Here is a 17,739-nt window from a genome sequence, read left to right on the forward strand (position 1 = left end):
GCCAGCGCGAATCATTTGCATGCAAGTTGCGATCGCCCTACGGTTCCTGTGGAGATCTGAGGCATAGGCTCCCTATGTCAATAAAAGCATTGCTTTAAAGTTTTGCCCCGATTATGAATAAGTTTATCCGATTGCCACTGTTTTGTCAACTTTTTTTTCTCCTTTTTCGCCGGCGCGAGAGGCGGGAGGGATAAAGGGGTGGTAATGATTTTGCATCACAACTGCAAATAAAACCCGATAGGATGGGAATTGTTGTTCTCGAAAAAATCTATGGTTTCTCGGGTTAGAGCACCGGAATTGCCACAGAATAAAGCGTGGCTGAATTGCGATCGCCCGCTATCCTTGGCGCAATTGAAAGGGCGGATCGTGATTCTCGACTTTTGGACCTATTGCTGCATCAACTGCCTGCATATTTTACCCGACCTGAAATATTTAGAGCAAAAATACAAAAACTGGTTGACTGCGATTGGGGTTCATACTGCCAAATTCGACAACGAACAAGAAATCGACAACATAAGAAAAGCCATTTTGCGCTACGATATCGAACATCCGGTTATCGTCGATCGCGATCGCCACATTTGGGACCAATATGCAATTCGCGCTTGGCCAACCTTAACGGTTATCGATCCGCAAGGCTATGTAGTGGGTAGCGTTTCCGGAGAAGGCAAGGGCGAGGTATTAGATGAACTGATTGGCAAATTAATCGAAGAACATCAAGAAAAAGGAACGATCGCCGCGCAAGAAATCCAGACCCTTTTAGAAAAACAGCGCCAAATCGAAATCACGCCCCTTGCCTTTCCCGGGAAAGTGCTAGCCGATGAAAAAAGAGATCGCCTGTTTATTGCCGATTCCGGACATCATCGGATTGTCGTCGCCACCTTCACTGGGGAAATAAAACAGATTATCGGTAAAGGGACGAAAGGATTAAAGGATGGTTATGTCAACGAAGCGCAGTTTTTTTCACCGCAAGGAATGGCATGCGATCGCAACCAAAACCTTCTCTATGTTGCCGATACAGAAAACCACACCATCCGAAAAATTGACTTATCTGCACAAACCGTAGAAACCATTGCCGGAACCGGAAAACAAAATCCTGCCCTGCATCTGCCATCGGGAAAAGCATTAGAAACCCCTTTAAACTCTCCCTGGGATTTAGAATTAATTGAAGGAGAGATTTTATTTATCGCAATGGCCGGTTCTCATCAAATTTGGGCAATGGATTTAAGAGTTGGCCAGATCGGGATTTATGCGGGAAGCGGTGCAGAAGGGTGTTGGGATAGTTATCTCAGCGAAGCTGCATTTGCTCAACCCAGTGGCATCAGCGCGAATGGGGAAGAATTGTTTGTGGCGGATAGCGAAATTAGTTCGATTCGCGCGGTAAGTTTAGAAGAGAATGCCACAGTGAGGACAGTCTGCGGAAGTGGAGATTTATTTGGGTTTGGCGATCGCGATGGGATTGGGGAAGAGGTAAGATTGCAACATTGCCTCGGCATGGAATATGTGGAAGGAAAACTGTGGATTGCGGATAGTTACAATCATAAAATAAAACGAGTCGATCCGAAAACTGGCCTGTGCGAAACGGTGTTGGGGGGTGACAGGGAGGACGATCGCAATCTGCAAAATCAAGAGAGTAGGTTTGACGAACCCGGGGGGTTGAGTGCCAGCAGTTCCGATCTTTATATTGCCGATAGCAATCACCATAAAATTCGCCGAGTAGAATTTAATACCCTGAGTATTTCCACCTTAGAATTGCCCGGTTTGTGTGCCCCAGGGGGTTGTGTGGCGATCGCATCGGATAACGGCGATCGCGGGAGGGAAAAAAGCGGTGAAAAGGAATAATTAAGCGTTGCTGGAAGTTGGGTGAGGGTGCATTCATCGCCGGAAGGGATGGGAATAAGAGTCAGTTAGGCCCTGGGTGAATGAGATCGCGGCATTTGGGTAGAGATTTTTGTCTCAGTGCCCTTGTCTTGGATCCTTAACAATGGGAAATATCGGGATGGAATAAAAAAGCGATCGCGGCGGATCCGTGGGGTGTGGTGTAACGATCGGCAACACTGAGTGGGGAGATTCACTCCACCGAGAGGGATGATAAGCAGAGGGATTGGAGTGGAGTGAATGGGGCGATCGCGCAGTAGAGATCGAATTAAATTCGACAGGAGGATACCAGTAGGGTTAGAATTGCCTCGACTAGGTATTTCAAAAGTCTGCCTGCGGTGACAATCAACACCATAAAACGGTTCAAAAATCGGTTAATTTGTTGAGCGTATCCCATTGTAGGCAGAGTTAACCTGTGCAGAGGCGTCAATCCAATGAACTTGCTATTAAATTTCATTTCGTTATTGGGCATCGCCGGACTTTGTTTGATTGCATGGTTCGGTTCCGAGGATCGTCGCATCATTCCCTGGAATGTGATGTTTTGGGGAATTGGTTTACAAATGGTCATCGGCGCGATCGTGTTTGGCTTTGGCAGTCAACTGGTAGAAGGACTCAGTACAGTTCTAAATGCCGTGTTAGATGCGTCTGAAGCGGGGGCGAGGTTTTTGTTTGGCGGACCGAATTCGATTTTAGTTGCGGATCCAGATTTTACTGCCGGACCGGGACCTGCGGGACGATGGATTGCTAGAGCAGTGGGACAACCCTATGTGGCGGTTCCGGGCGATCGCATCGGTACGGATAACCTAAACCCTGGATTTGCGTATGTGCTGGCATTTCGTGCCTTGCCGCAGGTGATTTTCTTTTCCGGTTTGGTGAGTTTGCTTTATCGACTGAATATCATCCAACCGATCGTCAAGTGGTTTGCGGTTATTTTCCAAAAAACCATGAAAATTAGCGGTGCAGAATCCCTGTCGGGGGCGGCGAATATTTTTGTAGGAATTGAATCAGCGATCGCGGTCAAACCGTTTCTTCTCGACATGACACGCAGCGAACTCTGTGCGATTTTGGCCAGTTGCTTCGGGTCGATCGCCTCTTCCGTATTAGCCCTTTATGCCGGCTTATTGCGGCCCGTATTTCCCTCCATTGCAGGTCACTTAGTTTCCGCTTCGATTATGACCATTCCGGCGTGTTTTGTGATGGCCAAATTATTAGTACCAGAACGAGACGAACCGAAAACAATGGGGAAAATTCCTGAAGAACCGGAAATCGACCCCGAGAAACGTCCCAATCCAATGGATAGTTTGATTGGTGGAGCACTGGATGGGGTAAAAATGGCAGTGGGAATTGCCGCAGCGATTATCGCAATTCTCGGATTGGTGGCGTTGCTGAACACCTTTTTTACCACGATATCCAGTTGGATAGTGGGTGATGCATCGGCAACAAGTGAATCGCTTATCGTGCAGTTTTTTGGCAATCCGTTAGCGAATATGTTAGGGATGTTGTTTTTGCCGCTAACATTTTTAACGGGAGTTTCTTTGGACTGGCAGGAACTTTGGACCGCTTCGGTGCTGATCGGGCGAAGATTGCTGGAAACCAATATTCCGCCGTATCAAGCCCTATCTGTGCTGTCGAAAAGTGGGGCAGTCAGCGATCGCGTAGTGCTGATTGTGAGTTACGTGCTTTGTGGGTTTACTCATTTTGCGTCCTACGGGATTTTTGTGGGGGGATTGTCGGGGTTAATTCCCGAACGGCGATCGGAGGTTTCTTCGCTGGGTTTTAAAGCACTGTGGGCCGGAACTTTGGCAACATTAATGACCGGCTGTATGGCGGGATTGTTTGATTTGGGCAATCCGGCAATTTTAGGGAAATAAGCGTAGCAGAAAAGAATCGGCGAACATCGAAAACGAGGAGAATTGACGATGAAATGGAATCGGTTGTGGCCGTTGGGGTTAGGATTGCTGACGGCGTTGGTGCTGGTTTTGGCGTCGGAACCGTCGTTTGTTTTCCCGGTGGATTCATCTGCCCACAGACAAGGGTTATCTGCTAGGGCGGTAGAGGTGGGAACCCTGGTGGCGCAAGAGTCCGAGTCGGAGGATAGCGAAAATGTTGCGCCCGATCCAGAAGCGCAACCGCAGGAGGAGTCTGGCGAACCCGCCGCATCGGAAACCCCACCGGCGACGGTAGAGGAAGCGGTGGAAGGGACGCCGTTAGTGCTGAGTGAAAATCTTTACAGGGATCCGAACGGTCGGTTTCAGGTGGGGATTTTAGGGCAATACGATCCGGAATTTACTCTGGAAGATGTAACCGATGAAGTCAGTTTGGAAGAATATCGGGTGAATGCGATCGGGGGGATTGCGTTAATTGAAGCGCCCGATGGAAATTTGGCTTACACCGTGGTGGTGCAACCCTTGGCAACGACGAGAACCCGGACGAATGAGGAGTTAGCCGAAATTGCGATCGCGCAATTCGAGCGTGGGGAAGGGTTTCAACCGGGTGAGTTTCAAGTGATGAGCCCGGGGCAAATTTTGATTCCCTGGACTGGGGTGTTAAATGGGTCTCAGGGGATGAGCGGGGCGATCGTGGCCCGACAAACCGCTCGAAATGTGTATTTGCTGTTGATTTCGGCCACTGAAGCGGGGGAACCGAAGTTGGAGGAGGCGATCGCCCTGTTATCCAGTTCTCTTGCACCGCTTTAATCCTGCGATCGGGCAAGGGCTTTCTATTATTGTCAATCTGCAATAACCGAGGAAGATTGCCCGATGGTGGGAATGCACAAACCGGGAAGTGAAGTTCGCCGGAATCAGTCTCTCAAATAGCCGAGGACTTGCAGGATTTTGGCTTCGTCATCCAAGGAACCCACAATCCGGCGCATGGGCAACGGCCAAACCTTGACTAAGGTTGGGGTAGCGGAAATTTGAGACAATTCTGCTTGTTCCGGGTGTTTGGAGACATCAATCACTTTTAAGGTGTAAGGATGTCCTAAAGAGCGTTCTAAAAAATGGTGTAGTGTCTGAAGGGTAAGTTCGGTGGTTCTACTGTGACCCGAGACAAACAGGCGCAACACATAGCCTTGGGTAGGCGATCGCTCGGTGGCGGGAAACCGCAGTTTGGGAGAGATATGTTCCTCAACGATAGGGCGATCGCTTTCCTGAGACTCCAACCGCAAAATTAAATCGTGATTGTCCCACAATTGGGGAAATTGCTGACGATAAGTGGCCAACACCATTGGGTGACACAAGTCTTCGGGCCACGGACTGGGAGACCACTGGAATTGCCACAGGTCAAAAATCATATTGAGCAGTGCTTGATATCGCAAAACCGGGGGATAAGCCACTGCCGAAGTTCGCACCTGTTCCGTATCCGGATCCCGCCATCGGTCAACCGTGGCGGTGTAACAAGGCACGAGGAAATGGGGCGGTTCCGGAAGGCCCAACCATTCCTGCAAGGCAGCACACAGATGCAAATGCCAGCGATTTTGTTTCGTTGGGTCGATGCAATAAATCAGGTCTCCACCCGGTGTAAATAAAGCAATGCCTTTAAAAAGTTCGGGAAGCGAAACTTGTGAATTATTCACAGAATTGCCTGCGCGCTAAACTGGGCAACGATAGAGTCGGACACAGGAAAGGGTGAACTCGGCATCAAGACAAAAGTAGAAAGCATAGAGGATGAACCTAAAATAACTTAAATTTTCAAGTTGACCTAGGAATAGATTTTCATCCTTAACACTTTCCACTTTAGTTAGTAAAAATTGCCATTTCTCCGCAGCCAATTTCCTTAAATCCGACCTCGAAGCATTTGAGCCATTTCATTGGGAGTTGGCGATTGTTCCAGGGCAATTTCTTCAGTAATTCGCCCTTCTTGATAAAGTTCATAGAGAGAGCGGTTCATCGTAATCATGCCTTCATAAGTATCTTTCAGCATGATTTGGTGGATTTCCTCATACTGCTCCTTGACGATGTATTCTTTAATCACATCGGTATTGATGAGGATATCGTGGAAACCGGCTCGCTTGCCATCGGTAGTTTTACACAATAACTGAGCGATGATAGCCACGAGAATTTCTGAGAGAGAAACCCGAATGGAGATTTGCTCTTCAGCGGAGAACATATCCAGAATCCGAGTTAGGGTTTTCACCGCACTATTGGTGTGCAGGGTACCCATAACCAAGTGACCGGTAGATGCCGCTTTAATGGCAATACTGACGGTTTCTTTATCCCGAATTTCCCCCACCAATATCATATCCGGGTCTTGACGGAGTGCGCCTTTGAGTGCGTTAAAAAACTTCAGAGTGTGGCGACCGACTTCTCGGTGCTTGATTAAGGATTTTTTACTTTCATGGACGAATTCCACCGGATCCTCAATCGTGATCATGTGGTAGGCGAAATTCTTATTCATGTAGTCGATCATTGCCGCCATTGTGGTGGACTTACCCGAACCCGTCGGCCCGGTGACCAACACTAACCCTTTGTGGTAGCTGCAGATCTTTTTAAAGACTTCTGGCAGGTTGAGTTGCTCCATCGTCAGAATCTTGGCTGCAATGAGTCGCAAAACCATTGCCGGACCGGCTAAGGAGTCGAAGGCACTGATCCGCACCCGAACGAAACCGAAGTCAAATGCGCCATCAAAGTCCAAATTTTCTTGGAATTGTTGAATTTCCTCATTGGACATGCACTCGCGCAACCAACTCATAAAGGTATTGAGATCGGTTTTGGGATAGCCCGTATCGGTGATATCGCCGCGCTTGCGGAAGCGAGGCAGTTCGTTGACGCCAAGGTGAACGTCAGAAATGCCTTCTTCGTTAGCTCGAGAGACAATTTCGCGCAATGTGGGGTGGCCCGGACTCGGACCTGGACCTTGGGGGGCATCAGGTGCGGCGGGAGTGGCCTGTGGTGTTGGTGGGGGTGGAGGGGCTTGTTTGGCTGCGGGGGCGGGAGGTGCCGGTGGGCGACCCGGTGGGGGTGGCGGCGGCGGTTTTGGTGCTTTTTGGGAGCCACCAGGAGGGCGTTTGGCAGGGGGACGACCCGGTGGTGGGGGCGGCGGGGGTGGAACGGGTGGACGCTTGGATTGGGTCATGTGACTCTCTTAATTTAGATGCAACAAGATTCATCGAATTAGGAGCAAGGCGGCTGCAGCTTGCTGACGCTGTGGAAAAGGCAGCCTTGCGCGATCGCGGGGGTGTACTCTTTAGAATAGAAGCGAACCCCTATCTAGGTGAAAGGTTTCCCAAAACTCTGCTGGTTTTAACAGGAGGGGTTGGCTGAAAGCAAGTTGTGCTGTGCTGTGGATGAGGTCAAGCGTGAAACAAGCGATTAAAGTGTGTATTGCCCTGGGAACTCGTCCGGAAGCGATTAAGTTGGCTCCGGTGATTCAAGCGTTTGCGCGATCGCCGGCGTTTGAGACGGAAGTCATCTTAACTGGTCAGCACCGGGAGATGGTGGAACAGGTGATGCAACTGTTCCATCTGAAAGCGGATCGGGATCTTGCCATTATGAAGCATAAGCAAAGCCTGACGGATATCACCGCTCGTAGTTTACAAGGGTTGGAAGATTTATTTCAACCGGATCCCCCGCAATTGCTCTTGGTGCAGGGAGATACCACCACAGCATTTGCGGCGGCCTTGGCGGCATTTTACCAAAAAATTCCCGTGGGTCACGTGGAGGCGGGGTTGCGAACTGATGATTTATTCAATCCCTATCCCGAAGAAGCCAACCGCCGCTTGATTTCGCAACTAGCGCAACTGCACTTTGCTCCCACGGTGGAAGCGGTGGAGAATCTGCATCGGTCTGGGGTGACGGGGGAAATTCATCAAACTGGCAATACAGTCATCGATGCGTTGCTTTCCGTGGCGTCTGGTCAACCGCCTTGTCCGGTTTCCGGGTTGGACTGGGAGGGCGATCGCGTGTTGTTGGCGACGGTTCACCGCCGGGAAAATTGGGGCGCACCCCTGGAAGGGATTGCCCGAGGATTTCTGGAGATTTTAAAGCAGTTCCCCGATACGGCGCTGCTGCTACCTTTGCATAAAAATCCGACGGTGCGCGAACCGTTACAAGCGCTGTTGGGCAATCATCCGCGCGTGTTTTTAACCGAACCGTTAGATTATGGGGAGTTGGTGGGGGCGATGCAGCGCTGTTATTTGTTATTAACCGATTCGGGCGGATTGCAGGAGGAGGCTCCTGCACTGGGAAAACCGGTGCTGGTGTTGCGCGAAACCACCGAACGTCCCGAAGCGATCGCCGCCGGTACGGCGATGCTGGTGGGTACCGATTCGAGGAATATTGTGGCGGCAGCTAGCAACCTGTTACGCGACGCGAATGCTTACCATAAAATGGCCAATGCTGTCAACCCCTTTGGTGATGGTCGGGCAGCACAGCGAATTGTGGATATTGTGCTGAAGTATTTTAAGGGGTGAGAGAGACAAAAGCGGCGACGAGGAAAAGTCGCGCCAGGGCAGAGAAAGCCCACCCGAGGCTAATTTTAATGCCTCGGTTTTTTATGAAAAATATAATTACGGTAGAGTATTGTCAGAGAGTTTTATTCCTATATGTGAGAATCGGAGAGAATTTGCTTGACGCGCGCGATCGCTGCTTCTGGGGTATCCACCGCAAACACAGTCTCTGGGGATAACATTTTCAAGAACTCGTGACTTTTTGGGTTGTTATTTAACAGAATGGCCCTTTTATTTGCCTTCAGGGCCAGAGCGATTTCCGAGAGAGTTCCCGCACCAATCCCGCAAGCAATCACCACATCGCTAGAGAGGACATTAATCTGATTGCGAGCGCTTCCCATCCCGGTGACAATGGCAATATCTACTGCATCGGAGAGATTTACCGGGCGATCGCTGGGCAAAATTCCCAAGGTTAACCCATTGGCATCCTTTGCACCGTTGCTCGCCGCATCCATCACCCCTGCATTGCGACCCCCGGTTAACAAAACCCAGTAGTTTTTGGCGATGAGTCGTCCCAATTGATATGCATTTTGTAGGTCTGTTTCTGTGGCACCGTTGCCCGGCCCCATAACCCCGATAATAGTTTTTCTCATCTTCTCCTAGCCCCTGCCTTGTGACGCCGAAATTCACCGCGATGTTATGGGAATTATGACACGAGTCGAGGAAGAAAGGCTCGAGCGTTCTTGAACTCGGATTCTGACGAATCTGGAAAAGGGAAAACTGGAGAAACCCCGGAAAGAATCTGGCAGATTTGCGACAACGGAAGGCAAATTATCCGGATGTCTTGCACAAATCTGGAAATCAGACTATAGATGCACCCCTGATTGACATCATTCCCCCAGACTCGTGCTGGGGGATTTTATTAGGTGCAGACTGCAATAGGGACAGTCGGGGTTGGATTTTGAGCAAGTGTTCTGGTTTGAGTCAGCAACGGGTGAATAGAACGAGTCAGTGTACTCTGAGTGTCGTCCTCTAGCCAAAGGCTAGAGGGCTTTTTTTGGCGTTAAGGGTTGAAATTCAACTCGCCAGGGGTAAAAAACGCGCGATTCGATGGAATTTCCCGGATGGGAATCGCCGATTGGGGAAGATAGGTTGCGGATGCACCCTGATTGATATCCCCCCCTAGCCTCCCGCTAGGGGTTTTTTTATGGGGATGGGGGAGGGGTTGGAAAAAAAATTGCCAAAAACTTGTCAAATTACCCGGATCGCGCGAGCAAAACGAGAATACAGATTATAGATGCACCCTGATTGACGCCCCCCTAGTCGAGTCGGCTAGGGGGATTTTTTTTGCTTTTCGGGGTGGCGATCGCCGCGATAATTTTCCCATCCCCCACAAATCCGCCACAACACTCCTCCCATCGCAATGGAGTTGCCCTGTCCATTTGGATCCGGTTCGTGGGTTTTATTTAGGACTACCGCAAATCCTGGGATTAAGCACTAGCTGTAGGGTAGGCAAATATTTGCCCACCCTACCCGTGAAGGTGCTGCGGTGGTTCTGTTATTATTTCATTCTCGGTGGCCAGTGCGGATAAGCCCCGGGTTGTAGAGACGGGATTCATCGGGGAGAGAGGGGAGAGAAATAATTTGCCCAGTTGCTGAAAACCGAAATTTTGCGAGAAAGGGCCGGGAAAATCGGGCTTGTTTCACTTTAAGGATGCGGGGTTTTGAGAGGGGTAGCCTCCGGGTGTGGGAAGTGAAAAGGAGGGTGAGGGTCAAAGGGTAGAGGCGAGAAAGTTGTCTGAGGAGAGGAGAGGGGTGAAACGACGAAAGTTGCGAGGGAATGGACTTGAGTGGATTGAGTTGCCGGAAGGCTTTGGCAAATTGTAAAATTTTTTACTAAAATAAAAGGTAAAGAAGCGGCGATCGAAGCTGGGGGGTTGATGTGCGGCAAAAAATCAGTGAATTAGAGAAAATACTCAGGCAGAATTGCTTAAAGGTGGGGAGATCGCCTCATGGGTTTGGGTCGAGAAATGTGGCATTGAGGTGATAGAATCAAAAGTTGGCTTGTCAGCCAAAGATCGAACCGCTGTGTTCTGAAAATGCTCCTAGTTTGCGAACAAAGGAGTGATTTTGTCGTGCCAAACCAATCGAGCGCCCAAAATCTGTAACAATCACTACCAAATATAGCGCAAGTTATGACCTCTGAAATTCGTATCCTGATGTGTCCCCCGAACCACTACGATGTGGATTATGTGATTAATCCGTGGATGGAGGGGAATATTCACAAATCGTCGCGCGATCGCGCTGCCGAACAGTGGCATAAGCTGCACCACGTGCTGAAAGAACATGCCTTGGTGGATTTAGTCGATCCCCAACCGGGTTGGCCCGATATGGTCTTTACCGCAAATGCGGGATTAGTCTTAGGAGATAAAGTCGTCCTGAGTCGGTTTTTCCACAAAGAACGACAAGGGGAAGAACCTTTCTTCAAACAATGGTTTGAGGTGCAAGGCTATAAAGTATTTGAACTCCCGAAAGACTTACCCTTTGAAGGGGCGGGAGACGCGCTGCTCGATCGCCAAGGACGGTGGTTGTGGGCGGGATACGGCTTTCGTTCGGAGCTTGATTCCCATTCCTATATCGCTAAATGGCTCGACATAGAAGTGGTTTCGCTGCAATTAGTAGACGAGCGTTTCTATCACTTGGACACCTGTTTTTGTCCTCTCAATCGCGGCTATTTACTTTATTATCCTCCGGCATTTGATTTCTATTCCAATCGGATTATTGAGATGCGAGTTCCGCCGGAAAAACGGATTGCGATTGACGAACCGGATGCGGTAAATTTTGCCTGCAATGCGGTGAATGTGGACGATGTGGTGGTGATGAATAAGGTCAGCGATGAGCTCAAAGAGCAACTGGCCAAAGTGGGATTTAAAGTAATCGAAACCCCACTGAACGAATTTCTCAAAGCAGGGGGGGCGGCGAAATGCTTGACCTTGCGAACCACCGAACCGATGCAGTTGGACGTGCATGCGAACCAACCGGTGGAAAGTCGGACGATTCGCCTGGAAGGTCATCTGTTGGATACCGGGGCAATCAACCGCGCGTTAGATACGATTGTGGAAGGTGGCGGTAGCTTCCAAGTGCTGAATTTCAATTTGGGGGCGCAGCGACAAAGTACCTCCACGGCGGATATCAAGGTATCTGCGCCGTCACACCAAGTCATGGAAGAAATTTTGGCGCAGTTGATCGACTTGGGTGCGATGGATTTGCCCCAAGACGAACAAGATGCGAAACTCGAACCGGTGGAACAAGATGGCGTATCGCCGGATGATTTCTACGTGACGACGATTTATCCCACGGAAGTGCGGATCGACGGGCAGTGGGTGCGGGTGCAAAACCAGCGGATGGATGCGGCGATCGCGATTACCCGCAGTGAGTCCGGACCGGTGGCACAATGCAAGCTGCTGCGCGACTTGAAAGTGGGCGAAGAGGTTGTGGTGGATGTGGTGGGTATCCGCACGGTTCGCAAGACCGAATCGCGGGAACAACGCCACACGCAGGAATTTAGCTTTATGTCGGCGGGGGTTTCTAGCGAACGCCGGGTCGAGTTGGTGGTGGAACAAGTGGCGTGGGAAATGCGCCAAATCCGCGATCGCGGCGGTAAAGTAGTGGTGACTGCAGGACCGGTGGTGATTCACACGGGTGGCGGCGACCATTTGGCGCGGTTAATTCGCGAAGGATACGTGCAAGGACTCCTGGGGGGTAATGCGATCGCCGTCCACGATATCGAACAAGCGCTGATGGGCACCTCGTTGGGTGTGGATATGAAGCGTGGTGTGGTAGTGCGCGGCGGGCATCGCCACCACCTGAAGACGATTAATATGATTCGTCGCTACGGGAGCATTGCCAAAGCGGTAGAACAAGGTGTGATTAAGCGAGGGGTGTTGTATGAGTGCGTGAAGCAGAACGTGCCCTTCGCGCTGGCGGGTTCGATCCGCGATGACGGTCCTCTGCCCGATACGCAGATGGATTTGATTAAGGCGCAGGAAGAGTATAGCCGTCTGTTGCAAGGGACGGATATGGTTTTGATGCTGTCTACGATGCTGCACTCGATTGGCGTGGGGAATATGACGCCTTCAGGGGTGAAGATGGTCTGCGTGGATATCAACCCGGCGGTGGTGACGAAATTGAGCGATCGCGGTTCAGTGGAATCCACGGGAGTAGTAACGGATGTAGGTCTGTTCTTGAGCCTGCTGGTGAAGCAGTTGGAGGAGTTGACCAGTCCCTATAACGCGCCTAATCCTGTATAAGACTGAGGCGATCGGGTCGTGACATTGCCAGGGTGAGGGGGAATCTCTCCCTCACCCTGGCCAGGTGAAGACACAGGAAATAGAATTAGACCCTTTTTAAAATTTTGCTTCATGGAAGTGGTTTACAACCCTAAATTTTTACTAGCATATTTCACCGCATTTGTCAATGTATTTTTGGGAAATTTTGTCCAGAGGCAACGGCTGCAATAATCGCGATTTTATAACATCAGTATCCACCTTGGCTAAGGACATACCAGTGCCTTGTCCCTACAAATTATCCGTCACCGTTGGTGGTTGCAAATCGGGACTGAAAAACCCTGCAAAGTCCGCAGTATTTATTGGGTTTGTTGGCGAAGCTGCTCTCTGACCCAGTTGCGAAATTTTTTAGTCATGGAAATCTCTCCCATTTGTCTGCTTTCTGTTAAAAAGCGGGGAATTTCCTTCACGGGTATCGGGGAAAACGTGGGGCTGGTTTCGCATTCCACGTACTGTCCCGATTGTAAGCAATAAACCTGCAAACCGCCATTTTTATAGCGCCAAAATTCTAGCACGCCGAGACTGGCATAAATTTCAAATTTATTCAAATTGGAGCGACTATATTCTACTTCCAGAACCAAGTCGGGGGGCGGATCGATGTCGAGGTCGATATTGACTTTGGCGCGCACTTGCGGTTCGTTTTGGATGTAGTAGCTGCTATCGGGTTCGCAAGCGCGTTGTAAGTCTTCTCGCTTGCAGGTGAGCGAACCAGAACGCTTGATTTCTAGTCCCATTTCTTCTGCCAAAACAACAATGAGAGCCTCAATCAGTCGGTTGGAGTTTTCATGGGGCATCAAGGGGGTCATAATTTCCAATTTTCCATCGGTATAGCTGACTCTGGCGGCGCGATTTTCTCCCATTTCAGCCAGCAGGGTTTTAAAGGTTTGCCAACTGACGTTGAGAAGGGTGCGTTGTTCTCCTAGGGGGGTTGGGGTTTTAATCATAATGGTTTGGAATTGTCGGTAAAATAGGGAAGAGTTTTTATGAAGCCGATAAAAAGCGGGCGATTGAAATCGCGCCTTTGCAAGCTAAGTCCGCCTACGCGGACTAATCCGTTTTGTGAGTGTTTCTTCGGACAGGATTTTACGGGAGGCGGAGCTTCCCAGGGGGCGTTCCCCCCAGGGGGGAACGAGGGATGTTTGGGAACGAGGGATGTTTGGGAACGAGGGATGTTTGGGAACGAGGGAAGGGTTTTTATTATTTTAGCCTAGGGTGGCCAAGGGGCGGAAAAAGAGGAGGGACACAGCAAAAGCTATGTCCCTCGCAGGGGGTTTTATTGGGTGTAAAGGGGGAGGGTGGAAGGGTTTTTTGAGGGGGGTTTAGGAGGGAGGAATTATTGGGTGGTGGAGAACCATTCTACGATGGCGTCAGCGAGTTTGGCGGCGAGTTTTTTCTGTTCGCGATCGCTGACAATCCACTCAAATTCGCGGGGATTGATCATAAAGCCGAGTTCGAGTAGAACTGAGGGAGCGACGGCGGGACGAGTGAGGGCTAAGTTATTCCAAAACACGCCATAGGAGGGACGATTCAGTTCTTCCACCAGGTAGTTATGCAAAAATACCGAAAGGTCGTGAGCTTGGGGATGATACCAGAACATGCCGATACCGGCGGTATTTTCGGCATCGCCCCAGTCGGGTAAGGCATTATAGTGAATGCTGAGGGCGAGGTGAGGTTCGGTGGCTTCGATAATTTCCACGCGATCGTGAGGCCATAAATCGTCATCGCCTTCGCGGGTCATCACCACGGTTGCGCCGCGCTGTTCCAATTCCTGACGCAGGAGTTTGGAGACGATGAGGGTGACATCTTTTTCCGGATAGCCGGTGGGGCCTCGGGCACCGAGGTCATTTTCGCTACCATGTCCGGGGTCGAGGAGAATGGTCAACCCGTTGAGGGGGTTGTTGCGCGTGCTAGTGACGCGGGGGGGATGGCGCAGGGAGAGGATGAGGGTAGTGCCTTCGTAACGCAGTTTGTATCCCCACTGTTGGGAGGGTTTGAAGTTAAAGGTATATTCGAGGCGATCGCGGGTGGGTTGTTGCCAGTCCATGCGTGCCACCAGGGGATCGTCGTTGAAGGCAATGGTGTCGGTTTGGGCGGTGGTGTTATGTAAGGTGAGCGTCAGGGAGCGATCGCCTTGGTTGACGCTGACGGGGACGGGGGTTTGCAAGGGAAACAGCACTTCGGTCCATCCGGGCACCTGACGCGATCGCACGCTGCGAATCAGCGATCGCGGCGGTACTGCGCCCCTGGTTATCCGGGTTTCTTCGGCTTTAATCCAGGCTCCATAGTCCAGGCGCAACCATTCTCCTTCTCGCCCCGTCACCGCTGCTGTGGTGCCTTTTGGTAACGGCGTCAGGCGGGAATAACTGGTGGAAGGACCGGTGCGCGCCACCCCCGAATCCACCGTCACCTCGGCAATTTCAAATTGCGTGGGTGACATAATTTCAATATTGCCTGGGGCAACCTCGGTTTTGGTTTTTCCGTTGAGGGAGATTTGATAGCGCGGTGGTCCCAAATTGCCTGGGTTTTGCGGTGCGCTGGTGCAACCTTCAAAATGGCCGATTTCCACCCGGGTGGGGTTGTTGGTGGCGGTTAAAGCGGCGAGATTGGAGGGGAGAGAAACGGTTTCGGTGCGCGCCATCAGGGGGAGGCGTTGATTTCCCACTTGCACCGAAACGGTGGCATTCGGTTGGGCGATCGCTTCAAAACAAATCAGCTCTCCGGGCATGCGGGCAATATCCACCTTTGGCGTCAAGGAGTCTGAGGCAAATGCCACCCCTTCGGGCACTGGGGGCACGTCAGATTCGCGGGTGACTTTGATTTGCAATTCTTGGTCTTGATAGCGCAGGGTAAATACATTGACGCCCAATTCCAGGGGAAATGTGGGGGCAAAATGACCCCCGGGACTGCGCTCGATCGGGCGATCGTTGATATAGACTTGTCCTTGCGGTGGCGCAGTGCCAATTAAAAAGATTGTCTCCGAGGTGGTTTTATGTTCTGCACTCGGGTACGCCACGAATAGTTTTTGTTCTGCCCATGCTGGAGAGACCATCATAATAGATGCAATTGCTGCTAGTCCTAGAATGTTTCGCATTTGGAAATCTGGATAAAGTAACACAACAAGGGTGAAAGAAGGAGGCAGACTATAATTCCTCTAACTTTTGATAAACGGCAAGCAGGGATGGAAGCTCTTCCCACGGCACGCGGGTTAAGCGATCGTTCAATGAGGAAAAGACCCAATCGGGAGACATTACCGACAATACCGCACCCAAGCAAGCTTTGGGACGAAAACGCCGTTTTTTAACATACGGCTCATCGGGAATTTGGTCAATAAAATTTTGCGCGTTTTCTACTAATTCTGTGTCTGAATTGGAACGAGTTTTAAGAGAATTGAGTAAAAAGGTTTCCAAAGCGCCCTCACTGTGGGGCGGTACCGCGATCGCCAGCACTGTTAACCGATGGCTTTCCGGAGGCGTTTTCCGCGGGTCTGTGCGCGCATTGACCCATTCCCCCAGTTGCAGATTGTCCCTATTTTCTAATTGACTGTCCCTTGCCCACTGGGCGATAATTTCTACAGATTCCGACTGGTTGCGGGTATCGCGATCGAAAAATACCACAATTTTTGCCACTCGATTCTTCGGTTCTCTCTCCCGGCGCGTGCGTTCGATCGCTGCTTTCAGTTTGACCGGAATTTCATCAATTCCGCCACAGCCCCAAATACCCACTTCTCCCTCGGATTTTTCGGGATGCGCGTAACCAGTTTAAGACTTCGTTATTGCGATCGACTTGAAAGTTAATCACTTTTTTTTTGATGTTATGACTACCCCAATCGCTGGAGAAAATAGCTGATGAGAATTGCGTCGGTCTTTCCTTCGCCAAAAATCATCCGTTTCATCAGCGCAACTCCAATTCATACTTATGGCGGCTTTCATACGCCTCGCGACCGGTTAGCGGCCAAACTTCTGGAATCCCCGCCTCTGCAGAGGGTTTAATCGTGAAGATGCGAACTGGGTCTTCTTCTGAATTGACAACTGCCCCATTTTCGCCGTAGAGCGCTTCTAAAAAGCTATCGGCAAATTCAATACTGTGTGAAGTCACAAAGAGCTGGTTATTAAATTCATTGGCATATTTAACTAACAGCGGAATAAATGGGGATTGTGCTGCTGGGTGCAACGTCACCTCTAATTCTTCAATGCAATGGACGCCGTTTTGAAAGATTAACATTTGCCCGAGTAAGTAAAACCATCGCCGCATTCCATCACCAAACGAATAAAGCGGGAGTCGTCTTCCATCTGTAGTGGCGATCGCCACCGGCGCAGGGGTACCATTGGGATAGGGGATCAGATCGATGTCAAGGACTTCGGGAAAGGCTTGCTTCATTTCTGCAATAAATTGACCAAAAATATCATACCGCTTGAGTTGGCTGAAGATGCGAAGGTCTTCTCCGAGGGTTCTATGGTCTAAAATTTCATGTAATGTAGCCGAGCGAAACTGGGGTTTTGCCTCAAATTGAAATTGAGGAAAATATAACTGGTTTTCTAATTTTTCGCCATTGAATTCAACGCTCCATTTTCCTAAATAAGTATCGGGAATATTTCGATGCTGGCTTCGGGTTTCAGCGGTTGGCGAGCGCGCGGGTATAAGCTGGGTGAATCCTCTAGTTTGAGAAGAGAAACTGCCGGACAATTGGCCTAAACCGAGCGGATCTAGGAGAGATAATTCGGCGGCGGGATGAAAGGACGATTTGAGGAGATAGGGTGAAGGAGTATCGAGAGTTTTTGCTGAGAGGGTAAAGGTATAGGGGAGGGAAGAGGTATCTCGAAATAGGCTAAAAATTTTTTCGCCCAGGTCTAACGGGCCGGAAACTGCATTATCCGCTCGGTTCAACACCACCTGACCCATAACGGCGGCTAAATTAAGACCGCAGGCATGGGTGTAAATTGCTTCGAGTATGCTACTTTTTCCCGCATTATTTGGGCCAAAAAAGAGATTAATTTTGCCTAGGTTATTGAGGTTTAAGTGTTTGAACTGACGGAAGCCTTCGATCGCGATCGCGTCATATCGACTGCGAGGGCGATCGGATGGGGAATTGGAATTAGCTGGCGGCATAGGTTGAGTGAGGGAGAAGGGGTGGCA

General features: G+C 50.3%; 13 protein-coding genes. 5 read left to right on the forward strand and 8 right to left on the reverse strand.

The features are described from left to right. Positions 1-270 precede the first annotated feature (270 nt). The 3 genes from AC0QH1_RS26530 (at position 271) to AC0QH1_RS26540 (ending at position 4,571) form a co-directional block, all read left to right on the forward strand. Positions 271-1,839 (forward strand): thioredoxin-like domain-containing protein, encoded by a 1,569-nt coding sequence (locus AC0QH1_RS26530; RefSeq protein ID WP_324634464.1) that lies wholly within the window; start codon positions 271-273, stop codon positions 1,837-1,839. A gap of 470 nt (positions 1,840-2,309) precedes the next feature. Beyond that, positions 2,310-3,746, forward strand: coding sequence for a NupC/NupG family nucleoside CNT transporter (locus AC0QH1_RS26535; protein ID WP_324634465.1), 1,437 nt, complete (start codon positions 2,310-2,312; stop codon positions 3,744-3,746). A gap of 48 nt (positions 3,747-3,794) precedes the next feature. Then, the gene (locus AC0QH1_RS26540) at positions 3,795-4,571 is read left to right on the forward strand and encodes a hypothetical protein (RefSeq protein ID WP_324634466.1); all 777 of its coding nucleotides are present in this window, start codon (positions 3,795-3,797) and stop codon (positions 4,569-4,571) included. A gap of 104 nt (positions 4,572-4,675) precedes the next feature. Here AC0QH1_RS26540 and AC0QH1_RS26545 read toward each other — a convergent pair whose 3' ends face one another. Together AC0QH1_RS26545 and AC0QH1_RS26550 are read right to left on the reverse strand one after the other, a co-directional pair. Beyond that, entirely contained in the window at positions 4,676-5,449 is a 774-nt protein-coding gene (locus tag AC0QH1_RS26545) for a circadian clock KaiB family protein (protein ID WP_324634467.1), read from the reverse strand. A gap of 200 nt (positions 5,450-5,649) precedes the next feature. Then, positions 5,650-6,948, reverse strand: coding sequence for a type IV pilus twitching motility protein PilT (locus AC0QH1_RS26550; RefSeq protein WP_324634468.1), 1,299 nt, complete (start codon positions 6,946-6,948; stop codon positions 5,650-5,652). A gap of 211 nt (positions 6,949-7,159) precedes the next feature. Between AC0QH1_RS26550 and wecB the strand changes: the two genes are divergently transcribed. After that, on the forward strand, positions 7,160-8,284 hold the full coding sequence (gene wecB, locus AC0QH1_RS26555) for a non-hydrolyzing UDP-N-acetylglucosamine 2-epimerase (RefSeq protein WP_324634469.1): 1,125 nt from the start codon (positions 7,160-7,162) through the stop codon (positions 8,282-8,284). A gap of 128 nt (positions 8,285-8,412) precedes the next feature. Here the strand turns inward: wecB and AC0QH1_RS26560 are convergent, their stop codons facing one another. Together AC0QH1_RS26560 and AC0QH1_RS26565 are read right to left on the reverse strand one after the other, a co-directional pair. Beyond that, positions 8,413-8,913 (reverse strand): TIGR00725 family protein, encoded by a 501-nt coding sequence (locus AC0QH1_RS26560; protein ID WP_324634470.1) that lies wholly within the window; start codon positions 8,911-8,913, stop codon positions 8,413-8,415. Positions 8,914-9,579: 666 nt separating this feature from the next. After that, on the reverse strand, positions 9,580-9,702 hold the full coding sequence (locus tag AC0QH1_RS26565) for a hypothetical protein (protein ID WP_324634471.1): 123 nt from the start codon (positions 9,700-9,702) through the stop codon (positions 9,580-9,582). A 753-nt stretch (positions 9,703-10,455) separates the two neighbouring features. Here AC0QH1_RS26565 and argZ point away from each other — a divergent pair. Next, a complete protein-coding gene (gene argZ, locus AC0QH1_RS26570) occupies positions 10,456-12,570 on the forward strand; it encodes a bifunctional arginine dihydrolase/ornithine cyclodeaminase (RefSeq protein ID WP_324634472.1) in 2,115 nt (704 codons plus the stop codon). Positions 12,571-12,905: 335 nt separating this feature from the next. Here the strand turns inward: argZ and AC0QH1_RS26575 are convergent, their stop codons facing one another. The 4 genes from AC0QH1_RS26575 to AC0QH1_RS26590 all read right to left on the reverse strand — a co-directional run bounded on the left by AC0QH1_RS26575 (position 12,906) and on the right by AC0QH1_RS26590 (position 17,712). Further along, entirely contained in the window at positions 12,906-13,550 is a 645-nt protein-coding gene (locus AC0QH1_RS26575; RefSeq protein WP_324634473.1) for a Uma2 family endonuclease, read from the reverse strand. A gap of 389 nt (positions 13,551-13,939) precedes the next feature. Further along, positions 13,940-15,697, reverse strand: coding sequence for an N-acetylmuramoyl-L-alanine amidase (locus AC0QH1_RS26580; RefSeq protein ID WP_324634474.1), 1,758 nt, complete (start codon positions 15,695-15,697; stop codon positions 13,940-13,942). A 49-nt stretch (positions 15,698-15,746) separates the two neighbouring features. Further along, positions 15,747-16,328, reverse strand: coding sequence for a DUF3226 domain-containing protein (locus AC0QH1_RS26585; RefSeq protein WP_324634475.1), 582 nt, complete (start codon positions 16,326-16,328; stop codon positions 15,747-15,749). A gap of 169 nt (positions 16,329-16,497) precedes the next feature. Beyond that, on the reverse strand, positions 16,498-17,712 hold the full coding sequence (locus tag AC0QH1_RS26590) for an AAA family ATPase (protein WP_324634476.1): 1,215 nt from the start codon (positions 17,710-17,712) through the stop codon (positions 16,498-16,500). Positions 17,713-17,739 lie beyond the last annotated feature (27 nt).

It is taken from the genome of Phormidium sp. CCY1219 (assembly GCF_055795085.1).